The sequence below is a fragment of the Microcystis panniformis FACHB-1757 genome (assembly GCF_001264245.1).
Taxonomy (GTDB): Bacteria; Cyanobacteriota; Cyanobacteriia; order Cyanobacteriales; family Microcystaceae; genus Microcystis; species Microcystis panniformis.
The window spans coordinates 1547131-1567361 of the sequence record NZ_CP011339.1 but is presented as its reverse complement, the minus strand read 5'-3'; the positions used below and the strand labels follow the sequence as shown (position 1 = coordinate 1567361).

The following is a 20231-nucleotide window of genomic DNA, read 5'->3' as shown; positions in this document are numbered from 1 at the left end:
CACTTCATAATTCATAATTCATAATTCCCAATTTATGACCAAAATCCATCACTTTGAGCGATTACCTTCCACTAATACTAAAGCATGGCAATTATTAGAGTCGGGGGAAAAGCCGCCTTTTGTGGTGACTGCTAGTCAACAAAGTGCCGGGAGGGGACAATGGGGACGGGAATGGATTTCTGAACCGGGAGGATTATATTTATCTTTGGCGTTAAATCTGGATTTAGAGGTGGATAAATCTGCCCATCTCGTTCTCGCTACAGTTTGGGGCATCGCTCATCACCTCAATTGTCAAGAAATACCCGTTAAAATCAAATGGCCGAACGATTTAGTCCTATTAGGGCGCAAACTAGGGGGAATTAACCTAGAAACCCGTATTCAGGGTCAAAACATCCCGCAAGCAGTCATCGGAGTGGGCATCAATTGGGCTAATCCCGTCCCCCCCACGGGTATTAATTTACAAGCTTTTACTGGCAATAAAATCACCTCGATCGCTCAGTTAACTTCTCTCACCAGCGATGCTATCCTATACGGCTATGAATATTACTGTCATCACGGCATAAAAGCCTTATTAGCCTCCTATTTAGAGCTTTTTGCCAATTTTGGTCAAAAGATAGCTTTTGAGGGCTATCAGGGCATAATAACGGGGGTAAGCGATCGAGGGGAACTAAAAGTTAAACTCACCTCGGACAATGCCAGTAGCGAAATCTATATACCGGCCGGTAGGGTCAGTCTCGGCTATAATTGAGTCTAAATATTTTTTTGACTAAACTGTGAGAAGTGAGGCCGCCCTATGTATCCTTCATCGGTGATATTGAAACTTTTTCTCGGAAAATCCTTAAAAAAGAAGTTGAGTTTATGCAGTGGTCTCGGTTTGGTGATTGGCGGTCTGCTCACTCTTGCTCCCAATGCGATCGCTAATTCCGCAGCTGGCAGCGAAACCCCGGTAGTGGAAAATGCCGCCCCGACTCTAAAAGCCCCCGTTATCAAAGAAAATACTAATCCCGCCCCCCGTCTGGCTATCCCCGAAAACCATCAAACCGATATGCCTACCCTTGCCCCCCGGGCCGGCGGTAAAAATAATTTTATCGATACCAGAAACTTTAACCCCCCCAGTTCCGTTGTCGTCACCGAGCGCCGCAGTGGTTGCCAAACCATCGCCCAAAATGGTCAACTGGTAGGAGGTAGCTGTAATCTGGCGGCCCGGTCCCCCCGTCGTCAGCCGGTCAGCACTGTGGCCAAACCCTTACCCCCGGTTAATCTGGCCCGGGTGCGTCTCAATCCTAATCCGGCCGTGCGAGTAGGACGGCAGCCCCGAAATCAGCCGGTTATCGCTAATAATTCCCTGCGTCGTTATGCCCCCACCCTCGTGGCCTCTAGCGCCCCGGTACGTCTGGCCGCCCCGACGGTGATTCCCAGTCAGGTGGTAGCCCTCAATCCCCCGGAATGGAATGGCGTAAAATTAGCTTTAGCCCCCGTGACTCGCGCAGAAGTGGCGGCCATCAGCGAAGCAACCACCTATGAGCGGGCCACCCGTTTAAGTCCCACGGATTCTAACCAAACTCAACGCACCGATTTACTCTTTCCCCTCGCTCTTCCTGCCCAAATTACCTCGGTTTTCGGGTGGCGAAATCATCCAGTCACCGGGAATCGGGCCATGCACGCGGGTACTGATTTAGGCGCACCGATGGGAACACCTGTATTAGCCGCCTACGCAGGGGAAGTGGCCACCGCCGACTGGTTGGGAGGTTACGGATTAACGGTGATTTTACGTCACCTCGATGGTAGTCAAGAATCTCGTTATGCCCACCTTTCGGAAATTACCGTCAAACCGGGAGAATGGGTGGAACAGGGCGCGGTTATCGGTCGTGTGGGTAGTACGGGACTTTCTACCGGTCCTCACCTACACTTTGAATGGCGACACCTAACCGAACAGGGTTGGACCGCCGTAGATGCCGGTTTACATCTAGAATTAGCCCTCGATAATCTGGTGCAGAGAATGCAAATGGCCGCAGCCACTGACGCTAATCAGAATTAATTTGTTTTGGGTTACAAATATAGCGGTTTTTGGAGCTTAAAAACGCATCGTTGAGCTTTTGCCCAATTGATGCGTTTTCATACATTCGCAGTCTTAAGTAGGGCTTGCTGAATAAATGTGAAATGTAGGCAAGGTAAGGGTTTTGTGGCTTTACGAGCGAAACAGGTGCAAGATTTTGAGAGAATCTTGCTTCAAAACCTGGCATCTTGAGCGGCGCTCGCGTCCTGTAGGGGCGAAGCATTCGGATAGAAAATCTACGGTTTCACCGATAGGTTATTGCCCGAATGCTTCGCCCGTACTTTTTCAGCCAACCCTAAGTAGTTGGACAAAAATAAAGTTAACTGTGGGGTCAGGAGTCGTTCGTCAGGAGTCGGTCGTCGGTCGTCGGGAGACGGGATACACGCTAAGATACAAATAATAAACTTCAGAGAAGCACTTGATTAAATATGACTCTAACTGACGTTGAAGTAAATCCCTCGACTCCAGAAGATTTTTTAGATTCTGAAACATTAGTACAGGTCGATTTAATGCAGCAAAAGATTCAACAATATATACAAACCCTATCAGTAGAAAATTTAAAGATGATTCTAGAATTTGCCGCTTATTTGTCAGATAAAGAAAGTGAAAAGGCAACGCAAGAAATTAGAGCAATCCCGAATATTATGGAACATTTGAAAGAAGCTGAAATGGATTTACAATCAGGTTGCCTCATTGATTGGGAAAGCTGAGATGACTTATAAAGTCCGTTTGACAGCTAAAGCAAATAAAGTTTATTCTGAAGCGGATCCAATCTTAAAAAAGAAGATTGCTAAGTGTTTAAAACTCCTTCAAGAAACACCGAAAAATCACCCTCAAATTAAAGCATTAAAGGGAGAATTTGCTGGGAAGTATCGCTTCCGCGTTGGAGACTATCGGGTTATCTATACAGTTGATGATAGTCAGTCTCAAGTTATCGTCTTGCTGATTGAACATCGCAGTCAAGCTTACCGCCAATAAATAGGGTTTGCTGAATAAATGTGAAATGTAGGCAAGGTAGAGGTTTTGTGGCTTTTCTCCCGAAACAGGTGCAAGATTCTGAGAGAATCGTGCTTCAAAACCTTGCGTCTTCATGGTTCCGCGTCCTGTAGGGGCGAAGCATTCGGACAATAACTTATCGGTGAAACCGTAGATTTTCTATCCGAATGCTTCGCCCGTACTTTTTCAGCAAACCCTATGTTCTATAAAAATGGTAATGCAAGGTTTTTGAAGCTCCCAATCCTCATAGTGTTAATATTCGCTAATCTCATCCAATTGGAAAGGCAAAATTTGAGAAAAAAAGTAGAAGTTAAGGAACGCGGAGCATTCGTTCTTCGATTTCTTGCCAGACGGTAGGGGAAATATTAACAGCCACTTTTTGGCAGCAGAGAACCAGGAGATTAATATAAAAATAATGCTTGTCTATTTTGCGAATTTCTTGGATGGATAAATTCAGTAATTCAGGCGTTAAATTAAAAGCAGTATTCCACATTTTCAAGAATTGATCAGCAAATTCTCGACGTTCTTTTTTAGTTGCTTTATCATCAGGAATAATTTGTTTGAAAGCTTCTAAATCAGCGCTTAATTGGTAAAAATTAACCTTAGAAACAATTCGATCCTGAGCCAATAAGTTAACTAACAGGACAAACTCATCAATGAGGTCGGGGGTAAAGAGGATCTCGGTGATGACGGTGGCGATGTTGATGGCGATGACGTGGATGATCTCGGGGACGTAGGCGATGGCGATGCCGTAGGCGAAGACGTTGGCGATGACGAGATAATTGGCGATCGCTCTTCTTCCTACAGGTTTAATCGGACTATCAACAGAATCTTTAGTCATCTCATCTGCCCATTGCAAAATCGGCACTAATTTTTGACCGAGGGGCGTTGTAAGATAATTATGGGCTTCTTTCTCCATTGCTAATAACAATTTATCGGCTTTCCCTCGCATCAACCCTGCCACTAACAAAAAGACCTCTTGCCAACGAGTTTCTGTTACATAATTCTTAACTGCTTCTTCAATCAAATCATTATCATAAATATACTGAGCCGTGAGGTATTCCTGAAGGGTTAAATGAGAAAAAGAATAGACATCTCTCGCCCGCTCTACTAAAATTCCCTGTTCAATTTCAATGGTTTTTAATACTTTTTCGCCGTCTAAATGTTGCGGAGCATTTAAGTTTTGTTTAAGGTGATCTTTAATTTGCTTAACAACTTCTCGTTTTTCTAAAAAAAGTTTATCTGCTACAAAATTCTGATAAGCAATTTCAGATAGCAAAATTTCTTCTTGCTCAATACTGAGATTTTCATAAACTAAACCGCGATTAGGTAAACGTTTTTCGGCTGACCATTTTTCCAATAAAATTCTTAACGCATCTTGATAAAGGCGACTGCGATTTGTGGGAAAAGATTGATTTTCATCATAAACCAAACACAAAAAAGTCAACAATAACGGTGTATGGGCTAACTCTTTTGCACTTTTATACTCCTCCTTTTGCAACAGTTCCCAACAATTTTTAGCCGTCTCATTTTTCCGATCTAATTCCGAACTAAACCAATGTTCAATAAAACTTTGAATTTGCTGATCATCAAATTCGACAATTTCAATATCGGTAAATCGTTGAAGATGAGTTCTAGCAGCAGTACGACAGGAAAGAATAAAACGATTTTTATGATGCCTATCTACAAAATCTTGAATTTTCTCGATTACATTATAAACATTAGCTGTTGGCACTTCATCTAAACCATCTAATAAAATTAGTAATTCCCCTTTTTCTAGTTTATTGCTAATATTTTTTTCCACGTTGGGAAAACCACAGATTTTAAACTCCTCTTCAATTAATGCCTGAATATTAATCTCGTTTTCTTTAAAGTTTTTCAACTCCAGTAAAACCGGTGTTAGAGGATGCTGATAACTGCCTTGCTTTCCTTTGAGAGCTTCTAGCCCAACTTTTCGCAAAAATGTAGATTTACCAATACCAGGATCACCAAGTACCATTAAATATTGTTCTTGATTAGCCAAAAGTAAACCATCTTTTTTACCATCATCCCTAAAGTTAAACCGTCGCTGCTTACTCTCACGGTATTTATTTTCTAAATTTTCATCATAATAATCCCTGACTAAATTTCCTAAACATTTGACATTAACATAAATTGACTCCAAATCCATCGGCTTAGACATTTTTAAAACCTTAATCATGCCGTGCCGATCCCAGTAACGTTGAGTATATTCCCGCAAAAAAAGATACTTTCCTTCTTTGATAAGCTGCCCGACATCTTTATTCAATAACTCATTTTTATTAATACCCTCCCACCCCGATTTAATCGTTTGGCCAATAAAATTATTAGTCAATGCCGTTACAATGGTTGTTTCAATTCCTGTCATAACTTAACCCCTGTAAACCCTCTGACGCTTAGTATAAGCCAGAAAGCGGGTTTCTCATCAACCCAGAAAGCGGGTTTCTCATCAACAAACCAGAAACCGGGTTTCTCAACAACCCAGAAACCCGCTGGCTCTTTTGGATTTGGTGGGTAAAATGTATTCTGAGATACAGTCCTGCTGGCGAGGGAGTGGAGGGAACCACTCCAGACACAGAGGACACAAAGATCGATCCTATGTAAGTTAAACTTATCACACAGAACCTAGAAGAGCCACCCGCTTTCTTATCAACTCAGAAACCCGTTTTCTAAGAATATAATGTGCTTAAATTAGATAATTTCTAAGCCATGAGAACGAAACCAGATAAAGATTTACCCCAAGGGACTAAAATCGGCAACAATGCGCGGTTAGAGGCTTCCATAACAGCAGAGCAAAAGCAACTGATGGAGATGGCTGCCTTTTTACGGGGACAGAACTTGACTGAATTTATGGTGTCAGTTTTGGCTGAGGCAGCTATGCAAACGATCAAAGATAGCCAATTGGTAGAATTAACCGAACGCGATCAATTCGTTTTTGTCGAGGCCCTGTTAAATCCCCCCGCTCCCTCCGAGCAAGCTCAAGCAGACGCTCAATGGTATAAGCAAATGATGAATAAATAGTTGCTAGATTTGTGTTAAGAAATCAATAGAGTCACAGAAAAACTTTTCCAAGAGATTCAACCTGACAAAAGAAAAACCTTTACTTGTGACAAGGTTAAAGAATTTTGTGGACATCAAGAGTTGAGTGAGAAACTAGGAGCAGATTTTTATTTTGCTACTCCTTATCATTCGTGGGAGAGGGGATTAAACGAGCATACCAATGGACTGTTAAGACAATTTTTCCCCAAGAGGACAAATTTTAAAATCGTTAAGCCAGAGGAGGTGGAAAGGGGAGCATCTCACCTTTGTAACCCCTAAATCAGGTTTTATGTCAAGCTATTTTAAAAGCCTTGCCAGAAACCAGTTTTAGGGACAAGTATAATTACTCACTTGTATAAATGAGATGCTCCCGGTGGAAAGGTGGAAAGAGCCGTAAACTTAATTAACAATCGTCCTCGAAAATGTCTTGACTATCAGACACCCAATGAGGTATTCTATCAAGCTAGATCAGATAGTGATGCAATTCAGACTTGCATCGGCTGTTCTTGGTCTCAATCTTAATACATCACAGGAGAACTTATGTCTATCGAAGCCGTCAGACAGTTTAATGAAATTGCTAAGAGTGATCTAGAAATTCAAGGTAGTCTAGAACTAACAACAGATGTCCAAAGTTTAATGGATCTTACTGTCATACTGGCTTCTGAGAGAGGCTTCAGCTTTACCTCTGAAGATCTGGCAGAATACTACTCCGAAGAAAGTAGAAGACTTCCTGATATATCTCTCAGAAATGTGATGCTTTTAACTAAACAATATGCGTTCGAAAGCGACCCGGACGTTTGTTATCGATTGCCTTTCTTAGCTCGTGAAATCTGCCGAAAACTCAATTCTTAAAGAAAGCGGGTTTCTTAGAAAACGGGTTTCTTAAAGAAACCCGTTTTCTAATCTCTTAAACGGCTAAACTGAGAATAGCTGCCTTTCTTGACTCTCATTTCTCAGATTGTAAAATAATGCAAATTTATCTTGACTATAGTGCCACTACCCCCACTCATCCCCAAGTAATCGAGCGGGTTGCCACTATTCTCCAACATCATTGGGGCAATCCCTCCAGTTTACACACTTGGGGACAGGATACGGCGACAGTCATCGAAATGGCCAGAGAAGAGGTGGCAGGGTTAATTAATGCCAATCCAGACCCAGATTATCTTAACTTCTGGCGGCACGGCTATCAAGCTAAAATTGATAAGCCTCCCGGTAAACCGCCCAAGGCTGGTTCTAATCTTAAACCTAGGCTAAATCAGGACAAGGAGAAAAAATAAAAATTCTTGGGTGGCTATTCCCCCTTTTTCCTGTTCTAACTGATAACTGATAACTGATTACTGATTACTGATAACTGATAACTGATAACTGATTACTGATTACTGATAACTGATTACTGATAACTGATTACTGATTACTGATTACTGAATATGGCTTATTCTCGCATTAAAAAACTAGCAAATTATCTACGTCCCCATTGGCAAATAGTAACTGGGGGGTAGTTGCGCTGCTTATTGTTAATCTTTTGGGTGTTTATATACCGCTTTTAATCCGGGATAGCATCGATGATTTGAGTAAATCCTTTGACTTTCAAAAATCATTTATTATCTAATTTTAATTGTCGCTTTAGCCTCGATTATGTGGTTTATCCGCATGAGTTCTAGAGTATTATTATTCGGGATCGGTCGTCAGGTAGAGTTCGATATTAAACAAAAAATCTTTCAGCATTTATTAACCCTTGAACCTGCCTATTTTTCTCGGCAAACTTCAGGAGATTTAATCAACCGTGCCACTAGCGATGTGGATAATGTGCGTCGTCTGGTGGGTTTTGCTTTGCTCAGTTTGGCTAATACTTTTTTTGCCTATGGGTTAACTTTGCCCGTGATGTTAGCGATTCATATTCCCCTTTCAATCGCCGCTATTTCTGTCTATCCTTTGATGTTAATTGCTGTGCAGTTATTTAGTGGTCGTCTGCAGCAGCAACAGCAAAAAGTACAGGAAAAACTCTCGCATCTGAGCGATTTAATTCAAGAGGATATGAGTGGTATTACTCTGATTAAAATCTATGCCCAAGAAGCTAACGAGCGCCTAGCATTTAAACAAAGAAATCGCGAATTATTACAGGCTAATTTAGATTTAGTCCAGACTCGTAATTTTCTTTTTCCCCTGATTGAAGCTTTAGCCTATGTGAGTTTATTGGCGTTGCTTGCTCTCGGTACTAGACAAATTATAGCGGGTAATATCACCATTGGAGACTTTATTGCTCTGTTAATTTTGGCCGAAAGATTAGTTTTTCCCACTGCTTTATTAGGTTTCACTATTACTGCCTACCAACAGGGAGAAGTGAGTATTGATCGCCTAGAAACTATCCTATTAGCTGAGGCTAAAATTAAAGACAATGCTGATTGTATTCACTTAAAAAATATTCAAGGAAAAATTACCGCCAAAGCCTTGACTTTTTTCTATCCTGATGCTAAGGAACCAGCCTTAAAATCTCTTTCTTTTACCATTAATCCGGGGGAAACGGTAGCGGTCGTCGGTGCGATCAGGTCGGGAAAATCTACCCTTGCTAACGCTATTCCCCGTCTTTTGAATATTGCCGAGGGACAGTTGTTTATTGATGATCAAGATGTCACTCAAATTGCCCTTGAAGAGCTGCGAAAAGCGATCGCTTATGTTCCCCAAGAAAGTTTTTTATTTAGTACCACCATTGAAGATAATATCCGTTATGGCAATCCGCTGCTGAATTTTCCAGCAGTGGCATCGGCGGCCAAACAAGCGAGAATTGAGGAAGAAATCGAGAATTTCCCGCAAAAATACGGCACTTTAGTGGGAGAACGTGGGATTACTCTTTCCGGTGGTCAACGTCAACGGGCCTCTTTAGCGCGCGCTTTAGCCATCCAAGCACCGATTTTAATCCTCGATGATGCCCTATCTAGCGTCGATAATCAAACAGCCACGGCTATTTTGGAAAATCTCGCCCAAGAAAGCCAAAAAACCGTGATTTTTATCTCCCATCAATTATCGGCCGCTGCCACTGCCGATCGCATTTTTGTCATGGATCGCGGAGAAATTGTTCAGATAGGAACCCACGAGGAGTTAATCACAGTCCCCGGAGTCTATCAAAATCTCTGGCAACAGCAGCAGTTAGAGTCTAAGGTTTTACATTAGCCGATCAAATAGCGAATCTGCTAGTTATTGCCAGTTAGTAGGAGAATTTAAGAAGAATTTTCTGGCTATTTTGTCGATTTAATGGCAGTAAAAGCCAAGAATCTCACTCAACACTTTATAAAAATTTCTAGCCAATTTTTGTGTTATCTTGATTTCTCGTGGCACAGGTAATGTGCTAAAAACCTAATAGAAGTCCACTTGTACCGAGAAATTCATGCTTAAAAATCTGACTAAAACCGCTCTTTTAGCCACCGTTACCCTGATCGGTATCCCCAGCGTCTTAATTCAGCCGACATTTGCCCAAATGCCTAGTCTAGGAGATGGTATCATCTGTACGGCAACTGGCAAAACCGCCCAAGGAGTAAAACTCTATGTTTATACTTCTGAAATTGATGATGACTCGATCAGCAAAAAAGAACCGGTGACACTGACAATGGTTTCTCCGGTTAGCGATGTGGTGGAAGGGCAAATTTTGGTAGTTAACAAAGACGATAACGGTTCTTCGGTTTTTGTTATGCAATGTCTGTCTCTACAAGGGTTTCATTCCTTATAGAGACAGACATTGCTGCGATTTTTGTCAACTGTTTTCGATCTAGAGCGAACTAATCAATTAAATCTCTTGCCAGATAAGGATTTAGTCGATGTAGGGAGATGACTACAGCCTTGTCATCGGAGTCAGCCATGGCAATTTGGCCGCTATTATTGATGGTAAAGGCGGAGATACCGTCGCCATCGAGGTTAGGATTACCCGCGGTGATATTGTAGGGTTAAGGGGTTATTATCGGCATCAGTGGCGTTAATTGTCCCGACAACTGTACCGTTAGGACTGGTTTGAGAAATGCTGAAGACAGCATCATTAACCAGTAAAATAATTTTATTGCTTAAAGGGATTAATAATAGTTAATTTTTTATCAACAATTAAACCATCTTGCATATCTTCTGAATACAAAATATTTGCATCAGAAAATAAAGCGCAAGCAATCACTAAACTATCCCAAAATGATAGATGATATTGAGTTCTCAGATTAGATGCAGATTTAAAAATATCAAGATTAAATGAGATAACTCAGCAATTCTCATTTTGAAAACAAAAGAAGATAAAGTTCTCTATGTGAACAAGAGAACTTCTGTCTAATTATCATTTTTTTTCAAGATAATCATCATAATTAGCTTCAAGAGACAGTTTTAAAATATCTGCCCATAAAAAACTTATCTCAACTCATAAATTTAGCTGAAATTCTGACCTAATTTGTGGTTTTTTCAATGAATAAAATAATCTTTCCTTCTCTCGAAAAATTGACATTTTTAACGAGAATTTATTTTTTTGAGCGGGACATATTCGGTAAGAATAAACAAGAAAAACTCTGACCAATTCTTCAACCAAAAATATTTTAATAAAGTACGAATATCATTAAAAAAACTGGTGCGAGTAACTAATAACTCACGAATCTTTTGATAAGTATGATTAACTAAATCTCAAACGGTATGAAATAAAAAAGCTAGTAAATTTAAAGACAACAAGAACTCGCATAAATGACTTTGACCATGACCAAAATTATGTTCTAAATTATAACCGTGATTTTTAAGAACGTTATTTCCTTCATTCTCAACTTTCCATCTGCTGCGTCCAGCTTTGACAATTTTTTCAACATTATTTTCAGTAATTTGATGATTGGTAATCCAATTATTTTGATAGATAATTTTCTGTGTTTTTTCATTAATGACCGTGACTTCACACCAATTAACTTCGAGACTTGACTCGACCTCTCTCAGAGGAACTCTAGAAACATAACGATAACGATAAATGAGATTCTTTCGTCCATCCCATTGTTTCTTTTCTCCGGTTTTAACTTCTCCACTTTTTTCTAAAAATTCTCGCCATTCATATAAGGTTTTATGAGAAGTTTCAAGACAAACAAAAATAAAATTATAACCTTGTTTTAGAGCTAAATCACAGATAGGTTGGCGAGAGTATAAGTCATCTCCTAACAGGGTTACAGGATAACCATACTTCTTTTGATGATTCTTATCTAACCATCTTTTAACAGCCGCATTTTCACAATCTTGTTTTTGCTGCCCATCTTGTTTTTTAAGAAATTCTGGTTCTAAATTAATCACTTGTTTTTGCTCAGGAGAAACCACAATTGGCGTGACGCAACCATGAAAATAAGTTGTCGTTCCATTACGAGGATTGCGGCAATTACAATGGGGACAACTAATTTTCTTTGAAGAAAAATATTCCGTACCATCTAAAGCTATTAAAATTTCCTCATCTAAGTAGAAAAATTTTTTAATAACTCCCGGTTTTTTTAACCATTGATAGACTTGTTGAAAAGAGCCAAATATTGTGGCAGCTGGGATAGGAGCTAACAGGTTTCTGATTTGATTATCACCAGGTATTTTTTTGATAGCAAATAAACTTGAAGCATTATCTTTTCCCTTACTACTTTTCATCAAACGTTGATGCTCTAAAAAAGAAGGTGACTGAGTAAAAAAAACCGAAAAAGCCGCCTTAACTGCATCTTCTACCTGATATTTGGTATTGTTTCCTGGTTTTCTGTCATCGGGTAAGTCATGTAATTCTTGAACTAAAAATTGTCTTAATTCAGGAATTTCTCAAGTCACAGCCTTTTTCGTCATCGCAGAACAGTTTGATTAATTAATATTTCCAACTTAATAATTTTACCTCAACAGACAACAATCATCAATTTTTATTTGGTTCTCTTTCTGATGTAGAGAACTTTTGTTCTAGATTTCTCCCATCTTTCAAATATTTTGAGTATAAATACTCTATATACTCACTTCTCTGCGATGCAGTCGCACTCGCGGGAGCGCATTTTGTAGCTTGCTTAAAGCTTTGTTTCTGTCTGTATCACTTGTTACTTTTTAAAATGAGAATTGCTGGAGATAACTTGATATTTTCTATAAAAGGAAACAATTAATTTAAACAATTGTTTTTCATCAAGCTTATGCTTTTTAAGTAAATTACAAGAAACCTCATTAATTATTTGGGTACTGATAATTATGGACTTTTCTTTAATTAATTGTTTTGCCAATATTCTTTTACTTTCTTCTTTTTTATCAGTGGAAAAAGCATAAAGCCAAATATTAGAATCAACAAAACAACTATGATTTTTAAGTTCTGTCATAAATTTCTTCTCGTTTCATCAATTCTAAATTATCAACCTCTATAGGATTTTCCAACAGATATTCAATCAGATCAATTTCAGGTTCACTTTGATTGAGTTGATTTTGAGCTTTAAATGCGGCAATAAGTACCTGTATCTGCTGAATTTGTTCAGGTTTAAGTCCAGTTACATTAATGTTTTTAATCATGGCTACCTTGGGATGATTTTTACTTTAATTATACTAATTACACGCTCTCACAATAATACTCTTCCTTTTTTACATCTTTGACTAAAATTATCGGTGTTTATGAAGAGTTATTATAGCCTAGCCTTTGAATTATAACAAAGAGACATAAACCCCATCGCTTACGTCCCCAATTCATCCTCATCAAAGTTTACTGATTCAATAACCGAGAAATCACCCGTTTTAAGCTAAATCCCCCTGCAAGGAGAAGTAAACCAACCACGTTATCGCCTTCGGGGACAGACTGCGGTGGCTCTTGTGCAGATTGAAACAAATAAGCCGCCCCCCCATTAAAAGCTTGCAGTCAAATCGGAATAATAACAAATCGGTTTTTAATAGTATCATTAACTGCCAATCAAGCTTTAAAAACCCAGTTATGGACTGTTTTTCCCTGTCCCAGCGCTCCCCGTTTCCACAAGGACACAAGTTACCTTGTGTCCCTTTTTAGTCTCAAAATCAGAAATTAGGCTAATCCGACTAATTTAGCGCTGTATTCCCACATTTTTTCGCCTCTTTCCTCGTCGCGAGCTTGAGGAGAAACCCTTTGTACAAAAGATTTACCCTCTTTTTTCTGACGGTTGCCCCAACTCCAGTAAGCGCCGGATTGACGGTATTCGGGGTCAGCCACCACCAGGGCGACTCTTTCCCCGGCTAATTCTTGGGAAACATAGCCACCGGTGATATTTTTCTGGAACCAGGGGAAAAACTGCTGGAAAAAGGGGTAATGATTGCGGAAAAGGGGTGTATCGGCCACACAACCCGGATAGAGGGAAGTAAAAGTGATTCCGGTGGATTCGTGATAGCGTTTGTGCAGTTCCCGCATGGTGAGAACATTACACACCTTACTATCTTTGTAGGCTTTGACCGATTCAAATTTTTTGCCGTCGGCCATAGTAATCGGCTCTTTGAAACCCTTGGCAAACCCCTCCAAATCGCCCAAATCGGGACGAGGAGGAATTTTACCGCCTAATTCATCGGGATTATGGGTGACAGTACCGAGAATGACTAAACGCCGGTCGGGAGAGGGGGAATTTTTTAGGTCTTCCAAGAGCAAATTCGACAAGAGGAAATGACCTAAATGATTGGTGGCCATGCTCAATTCATAACCGTCGGGACTTCTTAAGGGTTCTTTGAGCAAAGGTAGATAGATAGCGGCATTGCAGACTAAAGCGGTTAGAGGTCTGCCCAAGGCCCGGAAATTTTTAACGAAGCGCCGGACGCTATCGAGGGAACCGAGGTCGATAAATTCAATACAGTAGTTATCCCGGGGAATGTTTAATTCCTTGGCCGCCTGTTCCATTTTCGGGATATCCCGACAGGCCATAACCACAAACCAACCTCTTTGAGCAAGGGATTTAGCGGCGTAGAGACCGACTCCAGAAGTTGTCCCAGTAATGATTACCGTGGGTTTTTGATCTTGTACCATTTTTTGATAGTTTTCGTTAATCGCTCTGGTCTAGGGAATATCCAAGGGATTCCAATTATAAATTTTATCTCAAATGTCGGGGTTTCATCCCGTCCCTAAAAGCGACGGGATGAAACCAAGCGCCAATATAAAACAGCACTTCGACACATTTCGAGGGGCTTCGATGTAAAGGCTCAATGTAAAGGCTCAGTGACACGAAGCACGATTAAAAATAAGGGTTCTTCGTTACTTGGGATGGTTCGATAGGGGGCATAAATCGACTAAATCCTTATTTGGCAAGAGACTTAATTGATTAGTTCGCTCTAGAGCAAAAACAATTGACAAAAATCGCTAAATGCCTCTCTATATAAGGGTTCCATCCCTTATAACCCCCGTCCATTGCATAACAATTACCGAAGAGCCAAAATAAGCGTCCAGTCTCCTGACAAAATCTCGAATAACTTCTTCTTGTAAGGGTCTTGACCTACTCAGGCCAAATAGCTACCATGTAAGTAGAGCGGATAGGGTAATCAACCGCTTTAAAAACCCATGTAGTCTAACCACTACGCTATCTGCACCTTGACAATTAAAGATATGGGGTTCTACTCAATAGTTCTAGTTTTAGGACTTACGCATTGACAGGATCGACCAAATATGAGGTATAGGTTTCGGGCATTTTAACGTGATTTTTTGATGACTTTTGAGCGATCGCTATCGATCAGAAGTTAATCGCCAAAAGTCTGGAACGACGGATTTTCGTTCATACACATCATGGTGAATTTGTACAGTGCGTAAGTCCTATAGTTTCCCCCTGTGAGTAGGTAAAATCTTTACAGGAAATAGACAAAGCAGTATTTGAAGCTAACGTTTCAATTCAAGCAAACTTTGTACCCCCCCTTGCCCCCGACGTCGGGGGGGCAAGGGGGGACTATCGTAGGGCATACGAAAAGTAACGCTTAGGGAGAGAACCACCTCTGGGTTGGATAACGCAAGGCATCTAATTTAAGTGGACTCGTTGAACTAAGAATCCCGAAGCGCTTAGTGCGACGGGAGTGTCAAATAACTTCAAATTTGCGTGAGTGTTCACTTATCAGGAGTCAGTAGCCGGTCGTCAGGAGGCAGGAAATAAATAGGGTGATAGGGTTTTGGGGTGATAGGGTGATGAGACAGCTTCCCCACTTCCCCACTTCCCCACACCCCACCTCCCCAATTCATAATTCATAATTCATAATTCCCAATTAACGAATCGGTTTAGCTAAATCACCGATTTTAAAACCATTACCGGTAATGATGCGACCGACGCTAGATTGACCATCAGCTTCGACAATTTCGAGAGTGCCAATCGGTTGAGTAATCTGACGGATAACCTTGCCCGTTTGCGGATCCTTGACCGTTTGAGTCGTCCGTTCGATGGAAATGCGTAAACCAACACGATAGCCTTCTCCCGTGCCTTTATTGAGAATTACCTGATTTCCCGTCACGGCAGCCACTAAAGCGGTGACAGTCGGGAGCGAGCGAGGTGTAGCGGCGATTTGTTCGGCTTTATTGTTGAGATTATCCACCACCTGCGCTACTGCCTTATCGGTGGCAATACTGAGTAATTTCCCTTCGTTGGAGGTTTGGGAACCACCCCCAACCCCTAAAACCACGGTTGAACCATCGGATTGATTGGCACTACCATTTCCCTGAGCGGTGCTAATAATTTCGGCCGTGGTGGTATTAATTGCCCGGACATTTAACTTGACAAAAGCATCGGTTTCTGTCTTGGCGGTGCTAAAAATAATAAACGAGCCACCGGATTGTTTTTTTTGTAAATCGAATTGGGTAATCGAACCGATAATCACCACATCTACCCCAAAATTTGCCCGATTTGAGCAGCGGTAGCGGCATCTACCCGTCCCGAAGCTCCCAAATTCTGTTCTCTGAGGACAGCATCAATGCGACTGCGCTCAATGACTGTATAGCGACCACTTTCCACCAATCTATTGACGAGAATATCACTGACACCACTGGCTCCACCATTGAGAAATGTTAACCATTGGGGATTACTGAGACCGCTATAATCGAAGTCTAAAACCGCTACTCGCACCTTTTCGCTTTTTTGGGCTAAGAGTAAAGGTAAATTGTTAGAGGTAGCTTGGGAGAAAGCCGGTGCGTTGAAGCTAAAACCCAAACTAGAAGCGACTCCCACAAGGGTGAGCAGGGCAGAAAAACCACGGATACTATCTCGATCGAACATGATAAGGGGTTCTCCAGTCATATAGAATATAGATCATAATACATCTGAAAATTGCTCTAACTATCGAGAGCGAGAATTTTGAATGGCAGTAATTAAACCTCTCACTTCCTCGGTTCCCTCGGAAGCTTCAAAGGAAGTGGGAAATTTACCCTTAGTAATCATCCGCAATCCCAAGGGGGCAATACTTAATAAACCCTGTAAATCGCGCCAATAATTGCCCAGCACATAGAGGCCGAATTGGCGTTCATCCACCCATCCTCCTGCTTTGACTAATTCCACTAAAACTTTCCGGTGACGAATGGGACGACTACTATCGGCCGACTTGCGAGCGAGTATTTCCTGTTTAATTTTACCGATCTGATCCATAGGAGCCACTTCCATAGGACAAACCGCATTACAGAAATAGCAACGGGTACACCCCCAAACCCCTGCGGTGCCTTGGTTATAAAGTTCTAGACGACCTTCTTGATTACCATCGCGAGAATCTGCTAGGGTGCGCTGCGCTTTTGCTAAAGCGTGGGGCCCGACAAAATCGGGATTGACTTGCTTGGCGTTACATTCCGAATAACAGGCCCCGCACATAATGCAGTTACCCATCTGATTGAGATTGGCTCTTTCTTCTGGAGTTTGCAGAAATTCTCGTTCGGGAATGGTGCGCGCTTGACTACTAATATAAGGTTCAACCCTTTCTAAATCGTCCCAAAACGGTTGCATATTGACGATTAAATCCCGGATAATCGGTAAATTCCCCAGAGGGGCGATCGTGATTTCGGGAATTTCTCCGGCATCTTTTTGGCTACAATGGTTTAATTCACTGGCGATATTTTGTTGACAAGCCAAGGCCGAACGACCGTTAATTTTCATGGCACAGCTGCCACAAATTGTATTGCGGCAATTTTTACGAAAGGCCAAAGTTCCATCAAGTTCCCATTTGATGCGATTAAGGCAGTCGAGAATTGTATTTCCGGCCTCCACCTCTAGGGTAAAATTTTCTAGGTAGGGGGTGTCGTTGGGTCGTTGACGCAGAATTTTAAAAGAAACTTCCATACTCGGCACGGGGGTGAGGGACTCCTAATACTCAGGATAATCGATGTTAACGGGCCAAAGGGGAGCTAGTAATGGTAATTAATCCTTAAGATTTTCCCCGGTCGGTTGAGCCAAGGGGTGGGTATCTAGGCCTAATGATAGATGGGCAAGTCGCTCGAAAACAGTTTAATCCCCCCGGATTTACTGCTCTGGGTCATTAGTTTTTTGCCAACTCCAACCACAAGTAAATTTTCTCAATTCCTTGCTGGGTATAGCTTTATCGGTTTTATGGACTTACTTTCTCCCCCCTGTTTTCCTCCCACCCGACCAAAAATTGCCAGAGTCTTAACCCAAAATTTCCTCTCCCCCACAAGGTTTACACTTACTACCTAGTCCGGGGTCTTCTTAGCACGATTGTCATCACCGAACCATCAGTTTTAAAAAATTTATTATTCCCCTCTAGACATTTTTGGCAAGATTTTTGGTATGATCAATTTGTCAGTGTAAACTTAATTGACAGTCAGTCAAAAATCAAGGAACATTAAAAAGTACCATGAGTGACATCTCTCCTACTCCCCTAACCGGGAAAGCTCTACTACAAAAAGTCAAAGAGTTATCCCACTTACCCCGTCGCGAAACGGCAAAACGTTGTGGTTACTACTCTCAAAGTAAAGATGGCCAAGTTCGGGTCAATTTAACCGACTTTTACGATGCTGTTTTAGGTGCAAAAGGGGTTCCTCTCGATCCCGAAGGCACTAAAGATGGCCGCGGCCGCGAACCCACTTTCCGGGTTAGTGTCCACAAAAATGGTCAAATCGTCATCGGTTCCACCTATACCGAACAAATGAACTTGCAGCCCGGCGATGAGTTTGAAATCAAACTTGGCTACAAGCACATCCACCTCAAACAAACGGAATCAGAAGAACCGGTAGAAGCTTAAATAGGTTACGGAGTAGGGATAAGGACAAAAAAAATCGGCAGTCAAAAGGGCTAGTTTTGACAAGACCGACCAAAAAGACAATATAGATTCTTATCCCTAATTCTAACCCCTGACCGCCTCTTTCATCAACTCGAGGGGTTTTACTTAAGCACTTTTTCTTCTTTTTCGCAACCCCCTAGGGATGGATTTTTGTTGGAGCTAGGCTTTACCAGAGCAGAGTTCCACAGTTATCCTATGCCTAGGGGGTTTGTTTTATGGCTGTTAGGGGTAGGGGGTAGGGAAATGGGGAAATGGGGGGATAGGGAAATTTCAACTAATACCCCAAAACCCCAAAACCCCAAAACCCCAAAACCCCAAAACCCCACACCCCACTTCCATAGCACCTAATTGACAATGGACATGGCTGCCTTAATAAAAATTATTATTTTCCTGTTAGCCTGGTTAATTCTCTGGCTGCCCATTGCCATTGGTTTAGGGAGTCGTTTGGGATGGCAACCGCTGCAAGGGACAAAACCTGACCAGAAATTGCCCCTAGTGGCCTCTCTTTACGCCTTGGCTCCCTTAGTTATCTGGGGATTATTGAAGATAGAGGGGAGCAGCCTCCATAATTACGGATTAATTTGGTCATTTTCCCTATTTATCTCCCTAACCAAAGGATTAATCTTGGCAGTGGTGGGATTAGGGATAATTTTTTTCCTAGAGGGGATTTTGGCCTGGGTACATTGGCAGCCCAAAAATCTAACTCGCGCTTTTGCCTTGAGTTTACCCCTGTTGATAGTGGCCCTCTGGGTGGGTATTACCGAGGAATTAATCTTTAGGGGCATCTTTTTGAGTCAATTAAGCCAAGAATACGGTTTTTGGGTGGCGGGAGCCATTTCTAGCCTAATTTTTGCCCTGCTGCATCTGCTTTGGGAACGTCAGCAAACGCTGCCGCAACTACCCGGTTTATTTCTGATGGGGATGGTTCTGGTCTGGGCGCGGGCGATCGATCATGGTAGTTTAGGATTAGCTTGGGGACTTCATAGCGGTTGGGTATGGGGATTAGCTTTGCTAGACAGTGCCGAATTGATGTCTTACAGCGATTCTGGGTTAGTTTGGGTCAAAGGTATCTATAACCAACCTTTAGCGGGTTTAGCGGGTATTCTTTGCCTCTTGGGGACAGCTTGGGGGTTAAACTTGTTTCAGTAGCCAAAAGCCGGTAAAAGTGCGACCAGAATCATCCGGTTGTATCAGGAGAAAGTGCAAACCTTGGCTTTCCTGTTTGGTTGCTTGATAAACATTGGCTGCCAGGGCCACTTCTTCATCTTCGTAGGTCAGAAAAATCCAACGTTCATTTAGACCCGATTCCAAGACTAAACCGCCCGATCGCCCCCTTTCTGTGGGAATATGATCGATAAATACCGGGTTAATTTCCTCTAACCAACGAGCGATGGCAAGAGATTTTTTACCACCGGTAATAACCACGCCGGGGATCATGAGAGTGGAGGCTAAACCTAATTTTAAAGGAGAAAAGGCTTCTGGTAGGGAAAGAATCGGTATTCTGCGATCGCCAAAAAAGTTAACTAAATCAACGGCGGGAAAGCGAGCAAAACGCCACTCTTGACCTAAAAATTGGTCTGGTAGGGGTTGCGGTGGAGGAGAGTCGATATTGATGGGGATTTGCCGTAATTCTAGCTGTTTTTTCAGAGCGTTAACGTGACGGGTTAACTCAATTTTGATCTGTAAATTTTGGCCGGCGAGGAGAAATAAATTGGCGCATTGGGGGCGAAAAACTTGGATAATTTCCGGGGGGAGACTTGACAAGCTTGCTGTAACTGTTGGGTTAACCAGTCGCTATTAGCTTGGGATTGGGGACAGGAATTTTCATAGATAAGATGACCAAGAGAATCGGAAATTAACAATTGCCAGACTGTGCCAAGAGAAGGAGAAGATGAAGATTTATAAAAATCCGCTTGCCAAATAGTCATAATTC

14 protein-coding genes and 7 pseudogenes are annotated in these 20231 nt (G+C 41.7%); 12 read left to right on the top strand and 9 right to left on the bottom strand.

Annotation, left to right across the window (positions count from 1 at the left end):
• Positions 1-34: 34 nt before the first annotated feature.
• The 4 genes from VL20_RS07660 (at position 35) to VL20_RS07645 (ending at position 3034) form a co-directional block, all read left to right on the top strand.
• A complete protein-coding gene (locus VL20_RS07660) occupies positions 35-748 on the top strand; it encodes a biotin--[acetyl-CoA-carboxylase] ligase (RefSeq protein ID WP_052276122.1) in 714 nt (237 codons plus the stop codon).
• A 45-nt stretch (positions 749-793) separates the two neighbouring features.
• Positions 794-2038, top strand: coding sequence for a M23 family metallopeptidase (locus tag VL20_RS07655; protein ID WP_052276121.1), 1245 nt, complete (start codon positions 794-796; stop codon positions 2036-2038).
• 446 nt (positions 2039-2484) lie between these two features.
• Complete coding sequence (locus tag VL20_RS07650) at positions 2485-2766, top strand: hypothetical protein (protein ID WP_002787278.1); 282 nt, start codon at positions 2485-2487, stop codon at positions 2764-2766.
• 1 nt (position 2767) lies between these two features.
• The gene (locus VL20_RS07645) at positions 2768-3034 is read left to right on the top strand and encodes a type II toxin-antitoxin system RelE family toxin (RefSeq protein ID WP_002759714.1); all 267 of its coding nucleotides are present in this window, start codon (positions 2768-2770) and stop codon (positions 3032-3034) included.
• A gap of 328 nt (positions 3035-3362) precedes the next feature.
• Here the strand turns inward: VL20_RS07645 and VL20_RS07640 are convergent, their stop codons facing one another.
• Positions 3363-5438: an NACHT domain-containing protein gene (locus VL20_RS07640; protein WP_052276120.1), complete on the bottom strand. Its 2076-nt coding sequence runs from the start codon at positions 5436-5438 to the stop codon at positions 3363-3365.
• Between the two features lie 341 nt (positions 5439-5779).
• Between VL20_RS07640 and VL20_RS07635 the strand changes: the two genes are divergently transcribed.
• From VL20_RS07635 to VL20_RS07615, 6 genes and pseudogenes are all read left to right on the top strand, one after another.
• The gene (locus VL20_RS07635) at positions 5780-6091 is read left to right on the top strand and encodes a type II toxin-antitoxin system TacA family antitoxin (RefSeq protein ID WP_052276119.1); all 312 of its coding nucleotides are present in this window, start codon (positions 5780-5782) and stop codon (positions 6089-6091) included.
• Positions 6092-6109: 18 nt separating this feature from the next.
• A pseudogene (locus VL20_RS32375) lies at positions 6110-6358 on the top strand (IS30 family transposase); the annotation flags it as partial.
• 291 nt (positions 6359-6649) lie between these two features.
• Positions 6650-6961 carry a Nif11-like leader peptide family natural product precursor gene (locus tag VL20_RS07630; RefSeq protein ID WP_052276118.1) on the top strand — a complete coding sequence of 104 codons (312 nt, stop codon included), beginning with the start codon at positions 6650-6652 and terminating at the stop codon, positions 6959-6961.
• A gap of 116 nt (positions 6962-7077) precedes the next feature.
• Positions 7078-7348 (top strand): annotated as a pseudogene (locus VL20_RS07625) (aminotransferase class V-fold PLP-dependent enzyme); the annotation flags it as partial.
• Positions 7349-7536: 188 nt separating this feature from the next.
• Positions 7537-9277 (top strand): annotated as a pseudogene (locus VL20_RS07620) (ABC transporter ATP-binding protein).
• A 214-nt stretch (positions 9278-9491) separates the two neighbouring features.
• Positions 9492-9830: a hypothetical protein gene (locus tag VL20_RS07615; RefSeq protein WP_284526038.1), complete on the top strand. Its 339-nt coding sequence runs from the start codon at positions 9492-9494 to the stop codon at positions 9828-9830.
• A gap of 321 nt (positions 9831-10151) precedes the next feature.
• On the opposite strand, the pseudogene VL20_RS32370 reads toward VL20_RS07615, so the two are convergent.
• The 7 genes and pseudogenes from VL20_RS32370 to VL20_RS07580 all read right to left on the bottom strand — a co-directional run.
• Positions 10152-10343 (bottom strand): annotated as a pseudogene (locus VL20_RS32370) (PIN domain-containing protein); the annotation flags it as partial.
• A 325-nt stretch (positions 10344-10668) separates the two neighbouring features.
• Positions 10669-11890, bottom strand: a pseudogene (locus VL20_RS07605) (ISNCY family transposase).
• Positions 11891-12156: 266 nt separating this feature from the next.
• Complete coding sequence (locus tag VL20_RS07600) at positions 12157-12426, bottom strand: PIN domain-containing protein (protein ID WP_221634801.1); 270 nt, start codon at positions 12424-12426, stop codon at positions 12157-12159.
• On the bottom strand, positions 12413-12613 hold the full coding sequence (locus VL20_RS07595) for a hypothetical protein (RefSeq protein ID WP_052276116.1): 201 nt from the start codon (positions 12611-12613) through the stop codon (positions 12413-12415). The genes VL20_RS07600 and VL20_RS07595 overlap by 14 nt, the downstream gene beginning before the upstream one ends.
• Before the next feature lie 499 nt (positions 12614-13112).
• Entirely contained in the window at positions 13113-14075 is a 963-nt protein-coding gene (locus VL20_RS07590) for a protochlorophyllide reductase (RefSeq protein WP_002765916.1), read from the bottom strand.
• 1217 nt (positions 14076-15292) lie between these two features.
• Positions 15293-16293, bottom strand: a pseudogene (locus VL20_RS07585) (CsgG/HfaB family protein).
• 60 nt (positions 16294-16353) lie between these two features.
• Positions 16354-17340 (bottom strand): succinate dehydrogenase/fumarate reductase iron-sulfur subunit, encoded by a 987-nt coding sequence (locus VL20_RS07580; protein WP_052276115.1) that lies wholly within the window; start codon positions 17338-17340, stop codon positions 16354-16356.
• Between the two features lie 532 nt (positions 17341-17872).
• Here VL20_RS07580 and VL20_RS07570 point away from each other — a divergent pair.
• Positions 17873-18259, top strand: a complete 387-nt coding sequence (locus VL20_RS07570) for an AbrB family transcriptional regulator (RefSeq protein WP_002734386.1) — start codon at positions 17873-17875, stop codon at positions 18257-18259.
• 393 nt (positions 18260-18652) lie between these two features.
• A complete protein-coding gene (locus VL20_RS07565; protein ID WP_052276113.1) occupies positions 18653-19447 on the top strand; it encodes a CPBP family intramembrane glutamic endopeptidase in 795 nt (264 codons plus the stop codon).
• Here VL20_RS07565 and VL20_RS07560 read toward each other — a convergent pair.
• A pseudogene (locus VL20_RS07560) lies at positions 19430-20226 on the bottom strand (Tab2 family RNA-binding protein). The gene VL20_RS07565 and the pseudogene VL20_RS07560 sit on opposite strands and share 18 nt — an antisense overlap.
• Positions 20227-20231: the final 5 nt, after the last annotated feature.